Raw genomic sequence first — 19,935 nt, 5'->3', positions numbered from 1 at the left:
AGTGAACAATGCCTCCATCCTGAGCAGGGTTGAGTGCACTGGGCCGCCCGCATCGTTTCCAGCGCCGCGGGCGGTCCTCTCCTACTTCACTACCGCTCACCCGAAGTAAGACAGTTGGCGCACCCTGGCGAACCCTGGCAAATGCTCGCCCGGCACCTCGCTTCCGCGCCAGGGGGAGAGCCCGATCCCCGGGCGGCTTGGCCGGGCGCACCTCTTTGAGCTCTTGACGGAGTGTCCGCTGCCGCACGACGGTGTCCGGGACCGATCCATGCGCTGACGACGGAGAGATCATGGCGCTGCGCTTCAGCGGAGTCGACCCGAACACCGGACACGGCGAGTCTCCGACCGTCTGGGTTGACGACGAACGCCGGGAGCTGGTGGTCCAGGGCTACAAGCCCGACGAGCAGTTGCTCCAGCAGATCCACGACAACCCGGCCCCCGACCACACTCCCGGGATCCCGGACCACGAGTACGCGTCCGCCTGCCGTTCAGCATGATCCCGAACATCCGAAAGGCCTGCGATGCCGCCGACAAACTGGGCTGACCTGTTCGCCAAAGCCCAGCACTCCGCCGTCCACCTCGAGATGCGCGACCACTACGCCGCCCCGAGCGAAGACGACCCGATTGCCCGCTGGGAGGCCACCGGCGTAGCGGACACGGACCCGGACTCCGAGTGGTGGGCGGGCTGGTCGAGGATCATCCGCGACGCAGTTGCCCGCGGCGTCCAAGTCCGCAGGGCCCGCATCGTGTCCGAGCCGGTGACGCGCTACACCCGATGGCTGCACGCCATCACACCGGCGAACCTCGCGGCCGGCGAGCGTGTCCGCTGGCTGCCCCGTGCGAACGCCGTCGACCTCGCGCTGCCCGGCTCCGACTTCTGGGTCTTCGACGACACGCTCGTCCGGTTCGGCCAGTTCTCCGGCGACGGCGTCCCACTGGAGCCGCAGTACCGGGAACAGCCCGAGGTCATCAAACTCTGCCTGGACGCCTTCGAGAGCGTCTGGAGCCGGGGCGTCCCGCACGAGGAGTACGAGATCCACTAGAACGGCATGTCGAGATCACCCTCTTCGTCGGCTCAGCAGGCGCGCGACCGAGTGGCCGCGCGCCTGCACGAGCTGCGGTCCAGCACGGGCCTGACGGTCCGCGAGCTGGCCGCCCGCATGGGTGTCTCCGCGGCGAAGGTGTCACGCATCGAGAACGCCGTCACGCCGCCCGCCAAGGCAGACATCACCGCCTGGTGCGAAGCCTGCGACGCCCCGGGCAACGCGCCGGACCTGGTCGCGATGAGCCAGAGGCCGACGAGCTCTACGTGGAGTGGCGGCGCCGGCACCGGCCCGGCCTGCTCCACGCCCAGGAACTGCAGCTCGGCATCGACCAGCGCGCCCTGTGCGACCTTGTCGCCCGATTCATGACGTTCGGCTGACGTGCGGCTTCCTGGGTGGGACGGTGTTGGGGTTCCGCGGGCCCAGTGTGTGCGCGTTCCCGGGGCGACGCTACGAGTCGGTGTTGTGAAATGCATCGGAACAGCTGGGAGTACGAAGCTGCACCGTTGCCCGCATCGTCAAGCGCGCGAGTCAGTCCCTGTGGAGTCGACAACATATGGCGCTTCGTCAAAATGGCGGGGCAGGGGCCCTGATCTCGTGGCGCTCGGGGCTCCGGAACGAAAGAATTCTGGGCATCTCGACCGTTGTGGGTGATAGCGGTCAACGTGGATTGACCTGGGAGCGGATTGGGAGCCGAGTGCTCCCAGCTTCGCTCCCAATCTGCTCCCAGCTGAAGTGGGCTGAAAAACGTCGAGAGCCGGTGTCTGATTCATCAGACACCGGCTCTGACCTGCGACTCTGGACTAGCGTCCGAGTCGGGACGACAGGATTTGAACCTGCGACCCCTTGACCCCCAGTCAAGTGCGCTACCAAGCTGCGCCACGTCCCGTGACTGCTCTGCCTTGCGGCCTCGCGGTCCGTCCCCGGTCTCCCGGGCACAGGAAGAACAATACAGGATCCGGGGCCGTGCTCGTGCACTGGTTTCTGTGGAGATGCGTGCAGGTCACAGTGGTGCGGGTGGGGGAGGGGCGGGGAAGGCGATCATGGGGTGGGGGTGCGGGAGTCGTAGCGGAGGAAGGACGGGTAACGGACGAGGAGGAGGGCGAGGGTCGCGAGGCAGGCCAGGCCGCCGGTGGTGGCGGAGATGGCGGGGGTGCTGAGCTGGGCGACGACGCCGGACTCGAAGTCGCCGAGGCGGGGGCCGCCGGCCACGACGACGATGAAGACGCCCTGGAGACGGCCGCGCATGTCGTCCGGGGCGGCGGCCTGGAGCATGGTGTTGCGGAAGATCATCGAGACGGTGTCCGCCGCGCCGGCGCAGGCGAGGAGGAGCAGGCCGAGCCAGAGGTCGTGGGCGAGGCCGAAGCCAGCGCAGGCCAGGCCCCAGGCCGCGACGGCCAGGGAGGTGGCGAAGCCGTGGCGGTGCACCCGGCTGACCCAGCCGGAGAAGAGGCCGCCGATCAGCGCGCCGACGGCAGGGGCGGCCGCGAGCAGGCCCACGGTACCGGCGCCGCCGCCGTAGAGGGTGGCCGCGAGGGCCGGGAAGAGGGCGCGCGGCATGCCGAAGACCATGGCGGCGATGTCGGCCAGGAAGGTCATCCGCAGGTTGGGCCGCTCCCGCAGGAAGCGCAGGCCCTCCAGGACCGAGACGCGCTTGCCGGTCGAGGACGCCTCGGGCCGCATCGCGGGCAGCCGCCACATCGCGTACAGAGACGCGCCGAAGGCGACCGCGTCGACGAGGTAGGCCGCCTGGAAGCCCCAGATCCCGATGAAGACCCCACCGACCATGGGGCCGACCGTCAGGCCCAGGTTCATGCTGAGGCTGCCCAGCGCGTTCGCCGCCGGGAGCTGCTCGGCCGGGACCAGGCGCGGGATCATCGACGCGCGGGCCGGGGCGTTGATCGCGAAGCAGACCGCCTGGAGGGCGACGATCCCGTACAGCAGGCCGACCGCGTGCAGGCCCAGCAGCGCCTGGACGGCGAGACCCGCGGAGAGGACGGCGGCACCGCTCGCGCCGGCGAGGCCGAGCTTGCGGCGGTCGACGCGGTCGGCGATCGCGCCGCCGTAGAGGCCGAAGGCGACCAGGGGGAGCAGCGAGCACAGGCCGATCAGGCCGGTGGCCAGGGCCGAGTGCGTCAGCGCGTAGACCTGCACCGAGACGGCCAGCGCGGTCATCTGCTGCCCGATGCCGGAGACGGCCTGTCCGAACCAGAGCCGCCGGTAGGGCGGGTGCTCGCGCAGCGGCGTGATGTCGGCGAGCGAGCCGCGGACGGCGCGGCCGAGCCGTCCGATCGGCCCGCCAGGCCCGCCAGGCGCTCCCGGCGCGCCCGGCGAGCCGGGAGCGGTGGATGAGGCGGGTGCGGCGGCCTTCGCGGCGGGGGCTGAGTCGGACTGCTGTTCTATGGGCACGGGTCATCTTCCCCCATCCGGCTGTGTGCTCCGGAAGGGGAGAGACGGAGGCGGGGACGGAAGGGCCCTTAGGCAATGCGGCGGAAGAGGCCCTCCTGCATTACCGACACCACCAGGCAGCCCTGGCGGTCGAAGATCTGCCCGCGCGCGAGCCCCCGGCCGCCCACCGCCACCGGGGACTCCTGCTGGTAGAGCAGCCACTCGTCCGCCCGGAACGGCCGGTGGAACCACATGGCGTGGTCCAGCGAGGCCATGTCGAAGTGCCGCTTGCCCCACAGCGGCTCGACCGGGACGCGCACCGCGTCCAGCAGGGTCATGTCGCTGGCATAGGTGACCGCGCAGGTGTGGATCAGCGGGTCGTCCGGGAGGGCGCCGTTGGTGCGCAGCCAGACCGCACTGCGCGCCTCGACGCCCTTGAGCTCCTCCTCCGTCCAGCGCACGCGCTCGACGTAGCGCAGGTCGAAGGGCTGACGGCGGCTGATGAAGGGCGGCAGCTCGCCCAGGACCGAGCCGACCTCCTCCAGCGCCGAGGGGAGCCCCTCCGGCGCCGGGACGTCGGGCATCACGGTCTGGTGCTCGAACGGCGACTCCTCCGGCAGGTGGAAGTCGGCGGTCAGGGCGAAGATCGTCCGTCCTTGTTGCACTCCGAGCACGCGGCGGGTGGTGAAGGAGCGGCCGTCGCGGATCCGGTCGACCTGGTAGACGATCGGGATGCCCGGGATGCCCGGACGTAGGAAGTACGCGTGGAGCGAGTGCACCGGTCTGTCCGGTGCGACGGTGCGGCCGGCCGCGATCAGGGCCTGGCCGGCGACCTGCCCGCCGAAGACGCGCTGGAGCGACTCCTCGGGGCTGCGTCCGCGGAAGATGTTGACCTCGATCTGCTCGAGATCCAGCAGGTCCACCAGTTGGTCGACGGGACTGCCCACGGAGCCCTCACTCTCCTGTCACGCGCGACGGGCCGTACTCGTCGTGCGCTCGTGCCGATCGGTACCAGTTGCATTCTCCCAGGGTGCGGGCGCGTATGCGGCTGAGGGGCGGTTCAGAACTTGGGGACGGTGCGCGCCTCGCGCGCCGCCGCGGCGACGTCGGCCAGCGACGCGCCGGTCGACGCAGCGACCACGGCGGCGACGCCGCCCTCGACGAAGGGCGCGTCGACGAGCACGGCGTCGTCACGCCCGAGGTCGGCGAGGACCAGGCGGGCGGTCAGCACGGAGCTGCCGAGGTCCGGGAGCAGCAGCACGCCGGCGCCCGCGTTGGCGGCGGTGACGGCAGCCTCGATCCGCTCGTAGCTGGTTCCCAGTCCGCCGTCGGGGGTGCCGTCCTCCGACCCGCCCGCGGTGGCGATCGGCACCAGCCCGCCGCCCAGCGGTTCGAGCAGCTCCCGGAGCCCGCCCGCGAGCCGCGCGCTGTGCGAGACGAGGACGAGCCCGACGATTCCCGCCTGCCCCCGCCGGGCGTCGGAGCCGCCGTTCCGGGCGGGCGTTCGGGCGGGCGCGGCCTCTTCCGCTGCGGACGCGAAGCGGACACGATCAGTGGGCGCGTTACTGCTCTCGGTCATGTCCGCGATGCTAGATTCGCGGCTCGCCGAAGTGAAAGCACAAGCGCGGGCGCGCGCGTGGCGTTGCGCGGTTCACGGATCCGCCGACGCGGTAGTGCGGGTTCCACTGGAGGGCTGCCGTTGTGAAGAAGTTCCTCAACACCCCTGACTCCTACGTCGCCGACAGCCTGGCCGGGTTCGCGGCCGCGCATCCGCTGCTGACGGTCGTCACCGGAGACCGAGACGGCGACGGAGACAGCGACGGAGGCGGCGGCGGAGGCTTCGTGCGGCGCACGACCCCGACGCGGGCGGGCAAGGTCGCGCTCGTCTCCGGGGGTGGCTCCGGCCACGAGCCCTTGCACGCGGGCTTCGTGGGCGTCGGCATGCTCGACGCGGTTTGTCCCGGCGAGGTGTTCACCTCCCCGGTGCCAGGGCAGATGCTGGCCGCCGCGCAGGCCGTCGACTCCGGCGCGGGCGTGGTGTTCGTGGTGAAGAACTACACCGGCGACGTGCTCAACTTCCAGATGGCGGCGGAGCTGGCCGTCGGGGACGCTGGGATCGCGGTGGAGACGGTGCTCGTCGACGACGACGTGGCGGTGCAGGACTCGACGTGGACGGCGGGGCGGCGCGGCACGGGTGCGACGCTGATGGTCGAAAAGATCGCGGGGGCGCTGGCGGAGCGCGGTGCGAAGTTGGAGGCGGTCGCGGAGATGGGCCGCCGGGTGAACGCGAGCGCGCGCTCGTTCGCGGTCGCGCTCACGGCGTGCACGACGCCGGCCAACGGGAAGCCCGGCTTCCTGCTGCCGGACGACGAGATGGAGGTCGGCGTCGGCATTCACGGCGAGCCGGGTCGACGGCGCGAGAAGCTCGCCACGGCGCGCGAGGTCGCGGAGCTCGCGCTCGACGCGATCCTGGCCGAGTCCGTCTTCGCGGACGCGGCGGCGACGCTCGACGCGTCAGGAGCGGCGGACGCGGCGGCGACGCTCGACACGTCAGGAGCGGCGGACGCGGCGGTGACGCTCGACGCGGCGGGAGCCGCGGGAGCGGTGGGCGCGGGGCCTGTTGAGGTGATCGCGATGGTGAACGGTCTCGGGGCGACGCCGCTGTCGGAGCTCTACATCCTCTTCAACGAGGTGTCCCGGGTGCTGGCCGGACGGGGCGTCACCATCGCTCGCAGCCTGGTCGGCAACTACGTCACGAGCCTCGACATGGCGGGCGCGTCGTTCACGCTCTGCCGGGTCGACGACGAGATGCTGGAGCTGTGGGACGCGCCTGTGAACACACCGGCGCTGCGCTGGGGGCTTTGAACGCAAGGACCGGTCCCGACTGATGGGGGAGACGAAGCAGGCGTGAACACGGGCAGCCACGGAGCTGGCGCGGACCGGGTCGACACGCTCGACATCCCGACGACGCGTGCGTGGATCGACGCCGTCGCGCGCGCGGTGACGGCGCACCGCGACGAACTGACGGAGCTCGACGCAGCGATCGGCGACGCCGACCATGGCGCGAACCTGCAGCGCGGCTTCGCGGCCGTCGAGACGGCGATCGGCGGCCTCGGCTACGCGCCGGAGACCGTCGGGCAGTTGCTGGGCAAGGTCGGCATGACGCTGATCTCGAAGGTCGGCGGCGCGTCGGGTCCGCTCTACGGCTCCGCGTTCCGTGCCTTGGGCCGACAGCTGACGACGCCGGAGGCCGACGGCCACCAGCTGACGCTCGCGCTCCAGGCAGGCCTGGACGCGGTCCGCGCGCTCGGCGGGGCCACCACCGGAGACAAGACGATGGTCGACGCGCTGGCCCCAGCCGTGGCGGCGTTCGGCGAGGCGATCACGGCGGGCGGCGATCTGGGTGCGGCCGCGCACGCTGCGGTGGACGCGGCGGAGGCAGGTGCGCGGGCGACCACTCCCCTCCAGGCCCGCAAGGGCCGGGCCTCCTACCTGGGTGAACGCAGTATCGGGCACCAGGACCCCGGTGCGACCTCCACCGCGTTGATCTTCGCGGCACTGGCGGAGGTCCTCCAGCCTCACGGCTGAGACGGGCCCACGGCTCACGGCTGAGACGGGCCCACGGTTGGGGCCGCCGGCACACGCTCAGAACCGGCGCACGCTCAGGGCCGGCGTACGCTCGGGGCCGGCATACGCTCAGGGCCGGCATACGCTCCGGGCCGGCGCACGGCCGGGGCGAGCGCACCGTCGGGACGAGAACGAAGACGAGGGCCGGCGGTCGCGGTGTCCCCCGAACGGCGGAGCCCCCTGCCGGGGGCAGGTGCCCGGGGCCCGGGCGCGGGAGAGGATCGACGGCGAGGGGCGGGGCAGGCGCAGCGCGACGCGAGCAGGGAGACGCAGATGAAGGCCGTCACCGTCGACGCATACGGCGAGACGCCCAGGCTCACCGAGCAGCCGCTGCCTAAGGTCGGGCCGGACTCGGTGCTGGTGCGGGTCAAGGCGGCCGGGTTGAACCCCGTCGACTGGCATGTGGCCGGAGGCGCGGCCGACTCGCTGCTCAACGTCTACTTCCCGCTCACGATGGGCTGGGACGTGGCCGGGGTCGTCGAGCGGATCGGGGTCGCGGTCACCGAGTTCGCCGAGGGGGACGAGGTGATTGCTTACAACCGGCAGGACTTCGCGCAGTTCGGCACGTGGGCCGAGTTCACGGCGGTGCCGTTGCGCGCCCTCGCGCCCAAGTCTCCGGCCATGAGCTGGGAGGAGGCAGGCGGTCTGCCACTGGCGGGGCTGACGGCCTATCAGGCGCTGGCGGCGGCGCACGTGAACGGGGGCGGGACCGTGCTGGTCCACGCCGCCGGGGGCGGCGTCGGCGGCTTCGCGACGCAGATCGCGGCCTCGCGCGGCGCGCGGGTGCTCGGGACGACCTCGCGCACGGAGAGTTTTCCCTTCCTGCGGGAGCTCGGTGCGGAGCCCGTGCTCAGCGGGGAGGGGCTCGCGGACCGCGTGCGGGAGCTCGCGCCCGAGGGCGTCGACGCGGCGCTGGACTTCCTGGGCGGGGACTCGGTGGCCGTCTCCGCCGAGGTGGTGCGGGACCGGGCGCGGATCGTCTCGGTCGTCGACGGCTCGGTGAAGGCGCTCGGCGGGCGCTATGTGTGGGTGCACCCCTCCGGGGCGGACCTGCGGGCGCTCAACGCCCTCGCGGAGGCGGGCTCGCTGCGCGTGCACGTGAGCCGCGACTACCCGCTCGCCGAGGCGGACAGGGCGGTGGAGCTGAGCCGTACCGGCACGGTTCGCGGCAAGATCGTGCTCACCGTGCCCGACTGAACGGACCGGCCGACGCGCGCGTGAGCCGCCTTGCCAAGGCTGCGCTACTGCTGACGCTACTGCTGGTCGCGCACCACGACGGCGCAGCCGTCGGGCCCGCAGACCGGAGCGGCGTCGCCGTCGGTCTCGGGCAGACCAGGCAGACCGGTGAGCTGGAGCATCTGCAGAAGCGGTGCGGGTGCGGGCGCCGCTGCGCCGGTGGCCGTTGTCTCCGTGGTGTCGCTCATGGTGACGACAACCCCGGCCGCGCCCGGCGCATTCCTCGAATTCCTCAGTGTCCGAGCGTGGAACCGGGGCGGACGATCATGATGACCGTCACGGCCGCCCAGAGCAGGTTGAAGATGCCGGTGTACATGGCCAGCTGCTTGGTGTCCTTGACGCCGACCTCGCGGCCGCGCGGGCCCTTGCCCGCCAGCAGCTCGGCCTGTCGGGGCAGGACCAGCACGGCGAGCAGGACGGCCGCGATCGCCGTCAGCACGATCGAGACGACCACCCACGTCTGGCCGGTGACCTTCATCACCCCGGCTGCGGCGAAGCCGAACATCGGGACGGCCAGGGCGACAAGGGCGTAGACCTTGCAGATCCGGTTGAGGACCCCGAGCGTCGTGGTGTCCTCCAGGCTGTCCGGCCCCGCGGCCAGGGCCTTGCGCGCCACCGGCGGGAACATGCTGGCAGCCACGGCGACCGGGCCGATGGCCACGATGGCGGCGAGGATGTGCAGGATCAGGAAGAACTTCGTCACGGCGACGAGTCTAGGCAGACCCCCTCCGGCCCCCTGTGGCCGGGGACCCCGCCGGGGCGTGGCCCACAGCCGGACCTGCGTCGGCACCGAAGACGATCATGAGCCGTTCCGGGGCGGGGATCGGCTGGAAGCCCGCCCGCGCGTACACCTCGTGCGCGTCGACGGTCGCCAGCATCAGCCGCTTCAGCCGGAACGGCGCGAGCTCGGCGACGACCGACTCGGCCAGCCACGTCCCGATGCCGCGCCCACGCGCCTCGCGGGCCACGTAGACGTCGCACAGCCAGCCGAAGGTCGCGTAGTCGGTGACCACGCGGGCGAACGCGAGCTGTTCGCCGTGGCCGCCGCCCTCTGCGCCCTCCGGGCCCTCTGCGCCCCCGGAGCCCCCGCCGTTCTCGTCGTCCCCTGCCGTGCGCGCCGCGTACACCCCGAAGACGAGGGAGTTCTCGATCGAGCGGGCGACCGTCTCGCGGCTGCGGTCCAGCGCCCAGAAGGCGTCGGTGCTGAGCCAGTGGTGCACGCGGTCCACGTCGATGCGGGAAGGATCGGTGTCCAGGCGGAGGCCGTCGTCGCGAGTGGAGATCATGACCCGCAGGGTAGGCGGGGACGGGGGCTGGACGCAGACAATATCGTCATCGCATGGAACCGGTGGACAGGGTGACGGTGGAGCAGCGCCTGGCGGCGATCGAGGCGAAGCTGGACATGGTGCTGGCCAGGCTGGACAGCCTGGCGCCGGGTGGCGGTCCCGGCCTCGGGGCGGGCGACGGCGGGCCGCAGGACCGGATCCCGCAGGACCGTACGCCGCTGGATCCGGGGCTCCTGGACCGCGCGCCGCTGGACTACGTGGAGCGCAACACCGGGCCGTACGCCACCTCGGCCGCCTCTCCGTCCGGCGCCTCGGCTGCCACTCCCTACGGCACTCCGGCCGCCGGCCCGTACGCCGCGCCGGTCGCCGGCCCGTACGCCGCGTCGCCCGCGGGCCCGTACGCCGTGCCGGTCGCCGGTGCGTACGCCGCCCCGGCCCCCGCGCCCTACGTCGACCCGTCGCTCGAGCCGATCCTGGAGCTGGTGCGGCAGGGCCGGAAGATCCAGGCGATCAAGGCCTACCGCGAGCGGACGGGCGCGGGACTGCGGCAGGCGAAGGAGGTCATCGACGCGATGGCGCTCGGCCAGTACCCGCAGACGGGTCGCTGGTAGGCGTCCCGTCCCTCCCCCGACACCGAGTGAGTGGGCGGGTGCAGAAACGGGCGGGTGGACGGGTGGGCGGCAGCGACCGACCATCCGTCACGTCCCGTCCGAGGAGGGCCGTTTGGATGGCGACCCGACGGCAGACGCCGGTCGAACGCTCGGTGAACAGTGGACCAGACCACTCCCGGTGGGTCCTTCCGATGAGCCAGGATCACGGCCGACCGCGCTTCGGGCGCCCGACCCTGCCCTGAGCGCGCGCGTTCCCGTACCGCTCCCGGAAGGACCGCCCATGTCACGTCGTCGCACCGCGACGGTCGCCGCCACCGGAGTCGTCTGCCTGACCGCAGGCGCGCTGCTCTTCGGCCAGCCCGCCATCGCCCAGTCCGCCGTCGCCGCAGGCGACCAGCCCGCGCACCACCGTGGCCTCGTCGGCTGGACCGTGGGGACGCCCGTCGTCGCGACGGTCAAGGGCGGCCCCTGGACGCTGGCCCAGGGCGACCTGACGGCCGGTCCGTCCTACGGCAGCAGCCTGCCGACCTTCACCGCAGGCGGCGTCGGCACGGTCACCGTCGGCGGCGTGACGTACCCGAACCTGGCCGTGGACCCGGCGGCGTCCGGGGCGGTCCTGGCGCAGAGCGGCGTCACGGGCACCCCCGGCCCGCTGCCCGGCTACTGCGCGAGCGGCGGCCCGACGCCCGAGACCGGCACGGTCGTGCGCCAGCCCGCGCACACCACGCTGCCGATGCAGCCCTACTACTTCCCGTTCGTCACCGGCACCGACCACGGCCGCACCCTGACCGGCCTGTTCGACTACCGGCCGAAGGACGGGGACGAGGCCGTCGTCTCGGCCGTCTCCCACGACCACGGCCGCAGCTGGAAGTACACGGGCGAGGCGCTGGAGCAGAACCAGGGCCTGTGCCCGAACGGCAACACCAACGACGACGGCCAGGGCCACGCCTTCACGCTCTCGGTGCACGGCAAGGAGTACCTGTACACACTCAGCCGCCCGAGCGGCGACAACCCCGGTGTGAACCTGATCGTCCACCACCTCACGCCGAAGGGCGACGACCCGCTCGCGGGTCTGCCGTCGGCCGAGCCGGTCGGCATGGGCGGCGGCACCACCGCCACCGCCGCGGTCTCCGTCCCGGCCGGTCCGGGCGGGAACGGCGTCACCGTGACGGTCGGCGACACCTCGAAGTTCGAGCAGCCGGGCCACTTCCAGGTCGACGGCCATATCGTCGACTGCAACGACGCCAACGCCACCGCGACGGCGTTCACCGGCTGCACCACGCGTGACGCGGGCGGCGTGCGGATCAACGCGGGCGACGCCGTCACGGCCGACTCGGTGATCCCGGCCGGCGCCGACCAGACCTCCGGCCTGGTCTCGCCCGACGGCATCATCAGCACCGTCCCGCACCTCGCGGGCGCCCCGCGCGGCAGCGTCGGCGTGCTGTACACCGAGAAGATCGTCAACTACTACGCCCCGACCGCCACCACGGCCGCGGTGAACCTTCCGGCCGCGACCATCCCGGTCGGCAGCACGGCGGCGCTGCCGCTGACGGGTGGCCAGGTGACCGTCAGCCTCGGCACCGCAGCGGGCATCGTCCAGGTCACCTGCACCGGCGAGGACACGACCGACCTCACCGGCTGCACGGGCGGCACGGGTTCGGTCGCCAAGGGCAGCGCCGTCGGCGCGCCCGGCGCGGCGGTCGCCCCCTACGCGACGCTGTCCAAGATCGGCGAGGGCAAGAACAAGGCCAAGTCGCTGTACGGCAACAACGAGGACTACACCGTGGTCCGCGCCGCCTACACCACCGACGGGCTGCACTTCACCGACCTCGGCCAGGTCTCCGGCCTGAACGACCCGACGTCCAACAGCGACACGACCCTGCGCTGGGTCGGCTCGCGCGGCACGGTCGTGAAGAACCGCGACGGCAGCCTCGGCCTCTTCCTGTCCGGCGCGTACGCCTCGGACGGCGACAGCGACGCGTTCAACCAGATCTTCTACGCGTCCTCGCGCGACGGCGTCCACTGGTCCGCGCCGCAGAAGCTGATCGGCACCGACTACGACTTCTCCGCGCTGCACGACCTCGACGCGAACGGCGGCGCGCTGGACGTCTCCGGTTACTACTCCGGCCGTGTGTACGACCCGACGGTCGTCCCGAACCAGGACGGCTCCGTCACCATGGTCTTCGCCGGCTACTCGACGCCGAAGCCGCTGCCGTCCGTCGGCTCGGTCTACGGCACGAACCCGGCCGCGCTGTACACGGTCGGCGCCGCGCAGCCGGCCGAGTACCGCACGATCCTCACGGTGAACCTGCGCCCGAAGTGGTAGCAGGCCGGTAGGCGCGACACCCGGAGGGCGCGGGGCTCGGAGGAGCCCCGCGCCCTCCGGCGTGGGGACTGCACGCGCCGCGGAGTAGGCCACCTGCCGGCGAGTAGGCCACGCCTGCCGTGCAGCGGACCGCGCGCACCGAGGAGCGGACCGCGCGCACCGAGGAGCGGACCGCGCGCACCGAGGAGCGGACCGCGCGCACCGAGGAGAGGGCTACGCCTGCCGAGGACCGGACCGCGCGCACCGAGGAGCGGACCGCGTGCACCCCGAGGGACCTCGCCTGCCGAGCAGAGGGCGGGGCCGGCGGCGAGAGGACGTGCCGCGCGTTGGCTCCGCGGCCCCCAGCGAGAGCCCGGTGCTCAGTCGCGCGGCGGCATGCCCGTCGCCGGGACGCGGCTCGGGCGGGGGCGGTCCTCCGCCTCCAGCAGCGGCAGGTAGCGCGGCGAGACCACCTTGGACAGGGCGATCACGCTGGTGGACCGTGCCACGCACGGGATGCGGCTGATCTCGATCAACGTCTGCTGCAGCCCGTCGTGGGAGGTCGCCGCCACGCGGCAGTGGACGTCACTGGCGCCGGTGGTGCCGTAGGCCTCCAGGACGCCCGGGACCTTGGCCAGCTCGACCGAGAGCTCCTCCAGGCTGCCCTGGGAGATCTCCAGGTTCACGAAGGCCAGCACAGGGAAGCCGGCCGCCGCCAGGTCCACGTCCGGGCCGTGGCCGGTGATGACGCCGTCCGCCTCCAGGCGCTGGATGCGTGCCTGGACGGTGGCGCGGGAGACGCCGGTGAGGCGGGACAGCTCCAGGAATCCGGCGCGCGGATTCTCCGCGAGCGCGCGGATCAGCAGGACGTCCAGCTGGTCGGGCTTTCTGCGCTGAGCTTCCATCTCGCCGCCTCTCCTCCGAGACCAAGCTTGGCAGATTGCGCATCTCGATCGCCGGATATTGTCAGCGAGCGAAGCTAGGCCCTGTACTGCTGATCGTCAATACTGGTCCTGTCAGGGCATCGGGCCGACCGGCCGGGTGCCGAGGGCACAGCAGCCCGGGAGGCGACGAAGGTGGCCTACTACCGCAGCGTGGGCTCGGTCCCGCCGAAGCGGCACACGCAGCACCGTGCGGCCGACGGTTCCCTGTTCTACGAGGAGCTGATGGGGGAGGAGGGCTTCTCCTCCGACTCCTCGCTGCTCTACCACCGCGCCATCCCGTCGGCCATGGTGGACAGCCGGGTGTGGCGGACCGACGACGGCAAGCCGGAGCCGAACCACCCTCTGAAGCCGTTCCACTTCAAGCTGCACGAGCTCTTCCCGGGGGCGTCGTGGCGGCAGGCCGACCCGGTCCGCGACCGGCGCGTGGTGCTGGCCAACGCGGACGTGCGCATCGCCTACGTCGCCGCCGGGCTGCCGTCTCCCCTCTACCGCAACGGGATAGGGGACGAGTGCGTCTACGTCGAGTCCGGCACGGGCGTCGTCGAGACGGTCTTCGGCGTCATCGAGGTCCACCAGGGCGACTACGTCGTCATCCCGCGCGCCACCACGCACCGCTGGCTGCCCACCGGGGACGCGCCGCTGCGGCTGTACGCCATCGAGGCGAACAGCCACATCACGCCGGCCAAGCGCTACCTGTCCAAGTTCGGCCAGCTGCTGGAGCACGCGCCCTTCTGCGAGCGCGACCTGCGCGGCCCCGTCGGCCCGCTGGTCGTCGAGGAGGACGGGGACGTCGAGGTCTACGTCAAGCACCGCGTTGGCGGCTCGGTCGGCGGCACCGTCATGGTGATGCCCACCCACCCCTTCGACGTCGTGGGCTGGGACGGCTGCCTCTACCCCTACGCCTTCAACATCGAGAACTACGAGCCGATCACCGGCCGGATCCACCAGCCGCCGCCGGCGCACCAGGTGTTCGAGGGCAACAACTTCGTCATCTGCAACTTCGTGCCGCGCAAGGTGGACTACCACCCGCTCTCGATCCCGGTGCCGTACTACCACGCCAACGTCGACAGCGACGAGGTCATGTTCTACTGCGGCGGCAACTACGAGGCCCGCAAGGGCTCCGGCATCGGCCAGGGCAGCGTCTCGCTGCACCCCGGCGGCCACACCCACGGCCCGCAGCCGGGCGCGTACGAGCGCAGCATCGGCGTGGAGTTCTTCGACGAGCTCGCGGTCATGGTCGACACCTTCCGCCCGCTGGAGCTCGCCGAGGGCGCCCGCGCCACCGACGACGGCCGCTACGCGTGGACCTGGAGCGGCCGGGGACCGGTCGAGACCGCCGAGCAGGCCGACGCCGCGGACCAGGACGGCCCCCGGACCGCGGGGGAGGGGCAGGAGTGAGGCCCGCCCATCTCGTCCCGCCGCTCTTCGCGGGGCTGTGCGACGACGCCGCGCTGTTCCCTCCGGGCGACGCGCCGGTGGCCGAGGCCGTGCCCGGGCACCGCAACCACCGCAGCGCCTGGTACGCGCCGCTGGTCGGGCCGTTCCTGGTCGGCGCCGACCGGATCGCCGAGGTCGGCGCGGCCGCGGAGGAGACCGGCGGCGCGGGACTGCCGCTCGACGTCACGCTCGTGGTACGCGGCGGCCCGGCCGGGCTGGCTGCGGCGATCGAGGAGACGGTCAAGTGGCCGGGCCTGCGCCTGGTCGGCGTCGAGCTCGGCCCGGACGGCGACGGCTCGGTGGCGGAGGCGGCCGCGCGCGGCTGTGCGGCGCTCGACCGCGAGCTGCCGGGCCAACACGTCTTCGGTGCGGTCGAGTTGCGTCGTGATCCGGCTCACGCGGGTTCCGGGGGCAAGGCCGACAAGCGCGACCGGGGCGCGATGGAGCTGGCCCTCGACGTGGTCGCCGCCTCGCCGTACCGCGCCAAGTACCGCACCGGCGGTCTCGAACCGCAGGCCTTTCCGAGCGCGGAGGAGCTGGCCGCGTTCATCACGGCCTGCGCGGGCCGGGAGTTGGCGTTCAAGTGCACGGCCGGCCTGCACCACGCCGTCCGTCACGTGGACCCGGCCACCGGCTTCACCCACCACGGCTTCCTCAACATCCTGCTGGCGACGCACTTCGCCGTGCAGGGGGCGGACGCCGTCGCCGTCGCCGAGGTCCTCGCCGACCACGGCGCGGAGGGGCTCGCGGCGGTGGCCGCCGACCTGACGGACGATCAGGTCGAGCGTGCGCGAAGGGCGTTCACCGCGTACGGGACCTGCAGCGTGCTGGAGCCGCTGGAGGATTTGACCGATCTCGGCCTGCTGCCGCCGGCCTGAGCCTGCCCGACTGCCTCCAGCCGGTCTCCCGGCACTGAGCGAACGACGTTGATGGAGCATCTGTGACCTGGCTCGACCTGCCCGCCGACACCCTCTTCGGCATCGACAACCTGCCCTACGGGGTCTTCTCGACCGTCGGGGACCCGCAGCGGCGGCGGCTCGGCGTGGCGATGGGGGAGCAGGTGCTCGACGCGGGCGCCGCGGCCCGCGCCGTCGGCTCGCCCGACCCGCTGCTGGAGGCCGCGACGCTCGACCCGCTGCTGGCCGCCGGCCGCCCGGCATGGACGCGGGTCCGCGAGGCGCTGACCCGCTGGCTCACCGAGCCGGCGTTCCGCCCGGTCATCGAGCCCTGTCTGGTGCCGCGGGCCGAGGTCGCGCTGCATCTGCCGTTCACCGTCGGCGACTACGTCGACTTCTACGCGTCCGAGCACCACGCGAGCAACCTCGGCCGCCTCTTCCGGCCCGGCAGCGAGCCGCTCACGCCCAACTGGAAGCACCTGCCCATCGGCTACCACGGCCGCTCCGGCACCGTAGTGGTCTCCGGTACGCCCGTCGTCCGCCCCAGCGGCCAGCGCAAGGCCCCCGCCGACGCGGCCCCGACGTTCGGACCGAGCCGCCGCCTCGACATCGAGGCCGAGGTCGGCTTCGTCGTCGGCGCGGGCTCGGAGCTGGGCACGCCCGTCCCGATGGCCGACTTCGCCGCGCACGTCTTCGGCGTCTGCCTGGTCAACGACTGGTCGGCGCGCGACATCCAGGCGTGGGAGTACGTGCCGCTCGGCCCCTTCCTCGGCAAGTCCTTCGCGACGTCGGTCTCGCCCTGGGTGGTCCCGTTGGACGCCCTGGCGTCGGCGCGGGTGACGCCGCCCGCGCGCGACGTCGAGCCGCTGCCGTACCTCGACGACCGCGACGCGAAGGAGCCGTGGGGCCTCGACCTCGCCCTCGAGGTCCGCGTCAACGGCACCCTGATCTCCCGTCCGCCGTTCGCCGGCATGTACTGGACGCCGGCGCAGATGCTGGCCCACATGACCGTCAACGGCGCGAGCGTCCGTCCCGGAGACCTGTTCGCCTCCGGCACGGTCAGCGGCCCCGAGCGCGGCACCGAGGGCGCGCTGATCGAGCTGACCTGGAACGGGGAGCGCCCGGCGGAGCTGGCCGACGGCAGCAGCCGCGCCTTCCTGGAGGACGGCGACGAGGTCAGCATCACGGCGACCGCCCCGGGCCCGAACGGCACCCGCCTGGGCTTCGGCGAGGTGACGGGCCGCATCCTCCCGTCCCGCTGACGCGCATCGCCCCGGCTGGGCCCGGCGGGGCGACCCGAGCCGCTCGCTCAGGTCCGCCTCGTCGGCTGCCTGCTGCCGGTGCCTGCTGCCGGTGCCGACCGCCTGGCCTGCGGCCGTGGTGACGCCGCAGCGCCTCGAGTCGCGGCCCGCCGGGGCCGGGAGGGCACCGCTTCGTCAGGGCACTGGCAGGCCGGGCGGGCGACGCCCGCCGCGGCGGCGCTGCTGACGCTCCAGCCGGGCGACCGGCGCGCGGCTCTCAGCCACCCGCCAGGCCACCCGCCCACACCGGCCAGGCGCCCGCGAGCCGGGGTCGCCGACGGATCGAGGCCGATCGCCGCACCGCGGACGAGGACCAAGCCCCGCTCTTCGTGCCCGCGTCTTCGTGCCCGCGCCGCCCAGGGGCGCGGCCGTGTGACGGCAGGGAAGGAGGGCCCGCGCGCTCCGGCGTGTGGTGAGGTCCGGCGGCCGCGTGGGGGAAACTCCGGTGGTCTCCTTCGGCTGGCGTCGGGCCGTCCGGTGGCGCACTCTCGGAGGACGGGCCGACGCCGTCACGGCCTGCCGTGAGGAGAGGGGCGCCATGGCATTCCCGCCCGTCGAGGAGATCCGCCGGACCGCCGCGGAGGGCTGGATCTGGGGCTATGCCCTGCTGCAGAACTACCACGTGCTCTACGACCAGGTCGTCGAGGGAGGAGCGCCGTTCGGGGCGTTCCAGTTCGAGAAGGCGCCCGCCGGGCCGGAGGGGCCGCCGTCGGCGTGGGCGTGGCTGGACCTGCGCGCCGAGCCCTGGGTGCTGACCGTGCCGAGCAGCGAGCGCGCCTACGTCCTCGCCGTGCACGACCTCGACACCAGCTACGTGGGCTTCGTCGGCTCCCGCACCACCTCAGGCCAGGGGGGACACCACCTGATCGCCGCACCGGGCTGGCAGGGCCGCGTGCCCGACGGGATCGCCGAGGTCCTGCGCGCCGACACCTCGCTGGTGGGGGTGACCGGCCGGACCGCCCCGGTGGAGGCGGGGACGGAGACGGCCTTCGCCGCCTTCCGCGGCGGCTTCGGGCTGAAAGCCCTGAGCGACCACCTCGGTCGGACCGCGCCTCCCGCCGCCCCCGAGCCCACCTGGCCGGTCTGGCGCGACGAAGCCCTCGACACGATCGAGTTCTTCGCCGTGCTCGACTTCCTGCTCGGCTTCTGCCCCGTGCTGCCCTTGGAGGCCGTGCTGCGCGAGCGGCTTGCCGCCGTCGGGATCGGCGTCAGGCCGGGGGAGTTCGAGCCGGGCGACCTCCCGGCGGGGGCGGAGCTCGCCATCGAGCACGGAATCGCCGACGGACGCGAGCGCCTGGCCCAGGCGCGCGCCGCGCACCGCCCGGAGGCCACCCTCGTGGGCACCCGCGAGGAACTGGGCACCGACCACCTCACCCGCGCCCTCGGCGCGGCCATCGGCCTGCACACGCTCCCGGGCTACGCCTGGTTCTGAGTCCGTGTCACCGAGGAGTGCACGCGGATTGATGCCGTGTCACCTGCCTGTGACCGTCGCGGAAATCGCTGTGATCGTGCTGCCGCGCCCGTAGTGCGCGGCGCGCGCCGACGGCATGTCCGTTACCGCGGGCGGTGGGTGACATGCCGTCAGCGCGGACGGTCGCGGCCGTCATCCACCCCCGTGACGACGGACACACACCGCATCGGGTCAACGCGCTTACGCGGTCCAGGATTCCCTAGCTCGCGAGCTACTGCGCGACCCGCCGCAGCGCGCCCTCGGCGCGCAGGTCCGCCAGGGTCGGGTAGCCGTCCACGGCCATGATGAGGTCGGCCTCGGCCAGGAGGGTCCGCAGGACGTGGACGACGCCCTCCGTTCCGCCCAGGGCCAGGCCGTACGCGTAGGGGCGGCCGATGCCGACCGCCGTCGCGCCGAGGGCCAGCGCCTTGACGGCGTCCGCGCCGGAGCGAACGCCGGAGTCGAACAGGACGGGCAGGCCGTCCGCCGCCTCGACGACGCCGGGCAGGCAGTCGAGCGCGGGCAGTCCGCCGTTGGCCTGGCGGCCGCCGTGGTTGGAGCAGTACAGGCCGTCGACGCCCGCGTCCTTGGCGCGGCGCGCGTCGTCGGGGTGGGAGATGCCCTTGAGGATCAGCGGCAGCCGGGTGAGCGAGCGCAGCCACTCCAGGTCGTCCCAGGTCAGCGGGTTGCCGAAGATCTGGGTCCAAGCGAGGACGGCACTGGTCGGGTCCTCCTCGGGGGTCTTGGCCAGAAGGGAGCGGAAGACCGGGTCGGAGAAGTAGTTGGCCAGGCAGTGGCCGCGCAGCTGGGGGAAGTTGCCGGTCGACAGGTCGCGTGGACGCCAGCCGGTCACCCAGGTGTCGAGGGTGACCACGATCCCGGCGTAGCCGGCCGCCTCGGCGCGCCGCACCAGGCTCGCGGCGAGCTCGCGGTCGGTGGGGGTGTAGAGCTGGAAGAAGCCGGGCGTGTCGCCGGACTCCTTGGCGACCTCCTCCATCGGGTCGACCGTCAGCGTCGAGGCGACCATCGGCACGCCGGTGCGCGCGGCGGCGCGGGCGGTGGCGAGGTCGCCATGACCGTCCTGGGCGCAGAGCCCGATCACGCCGACCGGCGCCATGAACAGCGGCGTGGGCAGGCGCAGGCCGAACAGGTCCACGCCCAGGTCCCGCTGCGTCGCCCCGACGAGCATGCGCGGGACCAGGCCCCAGCCGTCGAACGTGGCCACGTTCGCGTCCTGGGTCCGCTCGTCGCCGGCCCCGCCCGCGACGTAGGACCAGACCGACGGCGGCAGCGCGGCCTCGGCGCGGCGCGCGAGTTCGGCGAAGTCCATCGGCAGGGCGGGCAGTCGCCCGAAGAGGCCGTTGAAATAGATCTCGTTCTGGTAGTCGCCGAACTGCTGCGTCATCGCGCC

The 19,935-nt window shown here is 72.9% G+C and carries 19 protein-coding genes, 1 tRNA gene and 1 pseudogene; 12 read left to right on the top strand and 9 right to left on the bottom strand.

Translation table 11 applies throughout. The features are described 5' to 3' along the window. The first annotated feature begins 290 nt into the window (after positions 1-290). From TR48_RS19205 to TR48_RS45625, 3 genes and pseudogenes are all read left to right on the top strand, one after another. A complete protein-coding gene (locus TR48_RS19205) occupies positions 291-497 on the top strand; it encodes a hypothetical protein (RefSeq protein WP_369405592.1) in 207 nt (68 codons plus the stop codon). Between the two features lie 24 nt (positions 498-521). Continuing rightward, the gene (locus TR48_RS19200) at positions 522-1,043 is read left to right on the top strand and encodes a DUF6879 family protein (protein ID WP_042368905.1); all 522 of its coding nucleotides are present in this window, start codon (positions 522-524) and stop codon (positions 1,041-1,043) included. A gap of 6 nt (positions 1,044-1,049) precedes the next feature. Beyond that, a pseudogene (locus TR48_RS45625) lies at positions 1,050-1,253 on the top strand (helix-turn-helix domain-containing protein); the annotation flags it as partial. A gap of 605 nt (positions 1,254-1,858) precedes the next feature. Here the strand turns inward: TR48_RS45625 and TR48_RS19190 are convergent. From TR48_RS19190 to TR48_RS19175, 4 genes are all read right to left on the bottom strand, one after another. Next, positions 1,859-1,932 (bottom strand) — tRNA-Pro (locus tag TR48_RS19190). A gap of 152 nt (positions 1,933-2,084) precedes the next feature. Continuing rightward, entirely contained in the window at positions 2,085-3,335 is a 1,251-nt protein-coding gene (locus TR48_RS19185; RefSeq protein WP_042368979.1) for an MFS transporter, read from the bottom strand. A 185-nt stretch (positions 3,336-3,520) separates the two neighbouring features. Further along, the gene (locus tag TR48_RS19180; protein ID WP_042368902.1) at positions 3,521-4,378 is read right to left on the bottom strand and encodes an acyl-CoA thioesterase; all 858 of its coding nucleotides are present in this window, start codon (positions 4,376-4,378) and stop codon (positions 3,521-3,523) included. Positions 4,379-4,491: 113 nt separating this feature from the next. After that, on the bottom strand, positions 4,492-5,010 hold the full coding sequence (locus TR48_RS19175) for a PTS-dependent dihydroxyacetone kinase phosphotransferase subunit DhaM (RefSeq protein WP_084729556.1): 519 nt from the start codon (positions 5,008-5,010) through the stop codon (positions 4,492-4,494). Positions 5,011-5,132: 122 nt separating this feature from the next. Between TR48_RS19175 and dhaK the strand changes: the two genes are divergently transcribed. From dhaK to TR48_RS19160, 3 genes are all read left to right on the top strand, one after another. Next, complete coding sequence (dhaK, locus tag TR48_RS19170; protein WP_042368900.1) at positions 5,133-6,296, top strand: dihydroxyacetone kinase subunit DhaK; 1,164 nt, start codon at positions 5,133-5,135, stop codon at positions 6,294-6,296. Between the two features lie 42 nt (positions 6,297-6,338). After that, a complete protein-coding gene (gene dhaL / locus TR48_RS19165) occupies positions 6,339-7,019 on the top strand; it encodes a dihydroxyacetone kinase subunit DhaL (RefSeq protein WP_170183544.1) in 681 nt (226 codons plus the stop codon). Positions 7,020-7,331: 312 nt separating this feature from the next. Further along, complete coding sequence (locus TR48_RS19160) at positions 7,332-8,255, top strand: NADP-dependent oxidoreductase (RefSeq protein ID WP_042368899.1); 924 nt, start codon at positions 7,332-7,334, stop codon at positions 8,253-8,255. A 56-nt stretch (positions 8,256-8,311) separates the two neighbouring features. Here the strand turns inward: TR48_RS19160 and TR48_RS43380 are convergent, their stop codons facing one another. The 3 genes from TR48_RS43380 to TR48_RS19150 are packed head-to-tail and all read right to left on the bottom strand — an operon-like array spanning position 8,312 to position 9,580. Beyond that, complete coding sequence (locus tag TR48_RS43380) at positions 8,312-8,482, bottom strand: hypothetical protein (protein WP_161789863.1); 171 nt, start codon at positions 8,480-8,482, stop codon at positions 8,312-8,314. Between the two features lie 44 nt (positions 8,483-8,526). Further along, positions 8,527-8,997: a membrane protein gene (locus TR48_RS19155; RefSeq protein ID WP_042368897.1), complete on the bottom strand. Its 471-nt coding sequence runs from the start codon at positions 8,995-8,997 to the stop codon at positions 8,527-8,529. 10 nt (positions 8,998-9,007) lie between these two features. Continuing rightward, the gene (locus tag TR48_RS19150; RefSeq protein WP_042368895.1) at positions 9,008-9,580 is read right to left on the bottom strand and encodes a GNAT family N-acetyltransferase; all 573 of its coding nucleotides are present in this window, start codon (positions 9,578-9,580) and stop codon (positions 9,008-9,010) included. A gap of 53 nt (positions 9,581-9,633) precedes the next feature. Between TR48_RS19150 and TR48_RS43375 the strand changes: the two genes are divergently transcribed. Both TR48_RS43375 and TR48_RS19140 read left to right on the top strand, forming a co-directional pair. Beyond that, entirely contained in the window at positions 9,634-10,191 is a 558-nt protein-coding gene (locus TR48_RS43375) for a hypothetical protein (RefSeq protein WP_161789862.1), read from the top strand. Between the two features lie 280 nt (positions 10,192-10,471). Next, on the top strand, positions 10,472-12,517 hold the full coding sequence (locus tag TR48_RS19140; protein ID WP_042368890.1) for a hypothetical protein: 2,046 nt from the start codon (positions 10,472-10,474) through the stop codon (positions 12,515-12,517). 359 nt (positions 12,518-12,876) lie between these two features. On the opposite strand, the gene TR48_RS19135 is transcribed toward TR48_RS19140, so the two are convergent. After that, positions 12,877-13,401, bottom strand: a complete 525-nt coding sequence (locus TR48_RS19135; protein ID WP_042368888.1) for an Lrp/AsnC family transcriptional regulator — start codon at positions 13,399-13,401, stop codon at positions 12,877-12,879. A gap of 171 nt (positions 13,402-13,572) precedes the next feature. Between TR48_RS19135 and TR48_RS19130 the strand changes: the two genes are divergently transcribed. From TR48_RS19130 to TR48_RS19115, 4 genes are all read left to right on the top strand, one after another. After that, on the top strand, positions 13,573-14,838 hold the full coding sequence (locus tag TR48_RS19130) for a homogentisate 1,2-dioxygenase (protein ID WP_084729555.1): 1,266 nt from the start codon (positions 13,573-13,575) through the stop codon (positions 14,836-14,838). Next, positions 14,835-15,755 (top strand): hypothetical protein, encoded by a 921-nt coding sequence (locus TR48_RS19125; RefSeq protein ID WP_042368885.1) that lies wholly within the window; start codon positions 14,835-14,837, stop codon positions 15,753-15,755. The genes TR48_RS19130 and TR48_RS19125 overlap by 4 nt, the downstream gene beginning before the upstream one ends. A 62-nt stretch (positions 15,756-15,817) precedes the next feature. Beyond that, the gene (gene fahA, locus TR48_RS19120; protein ID WP_042368883.1) at positions 15,818-17,035 is read left to right on the top strand and encodes a fumarylacetoacetase; all 1,218 of its coding nucleotides are present in this window, start codon (positions 15,818-15,820) and stop codon (positions 17,033-17,035) included. Positions 17,036-17,612: 577 nt separating this feature from the next. Next, positions 17,613-18,506, top strand: a complete 894-nt coding sequence (locus TR48_RS19115) for a DUF1254 domain-containing protein (RefSeq protein WP_042368971.1) — start codon at positions 17,613-17,615, stop codon at positions 18,504-18,506. Positions 18,507-18,756: 250 nt separating this feature from the next. Here the strand turns inward: TR48_RS19115 and TR48_RS19110 are convergent, their stop codons facing one another. Next, a complete protein-coding gene (locus tag TR48_RS19110) occupies positions 18,757-19,929 on the bottom strand; it encodes an alpha-hydroxy-acid oxidizing protein (protein WP_042368882.1) in 1,173 nt (390 codons plus the stop codon). Between the last annotated feature and the right edge of the window lie 6 nt (positions 19,930-19,935).

Source organism: Streptacidiphilus neutrinimicus (genome assembly GCF_000787815.1).
Classification (GTDB): domain Bacteria; phylum Actinomycetota; class Actinomycetes; order Streptomycetales; family Streptomycetaceae; genus Streptacidiphilus; species Streptacidiphilus neutrinimicus.
Note: the sequence above shows the minus strand (reverse complement) of the source record. Positions and strands in the feature narration are given on the sequence as shown.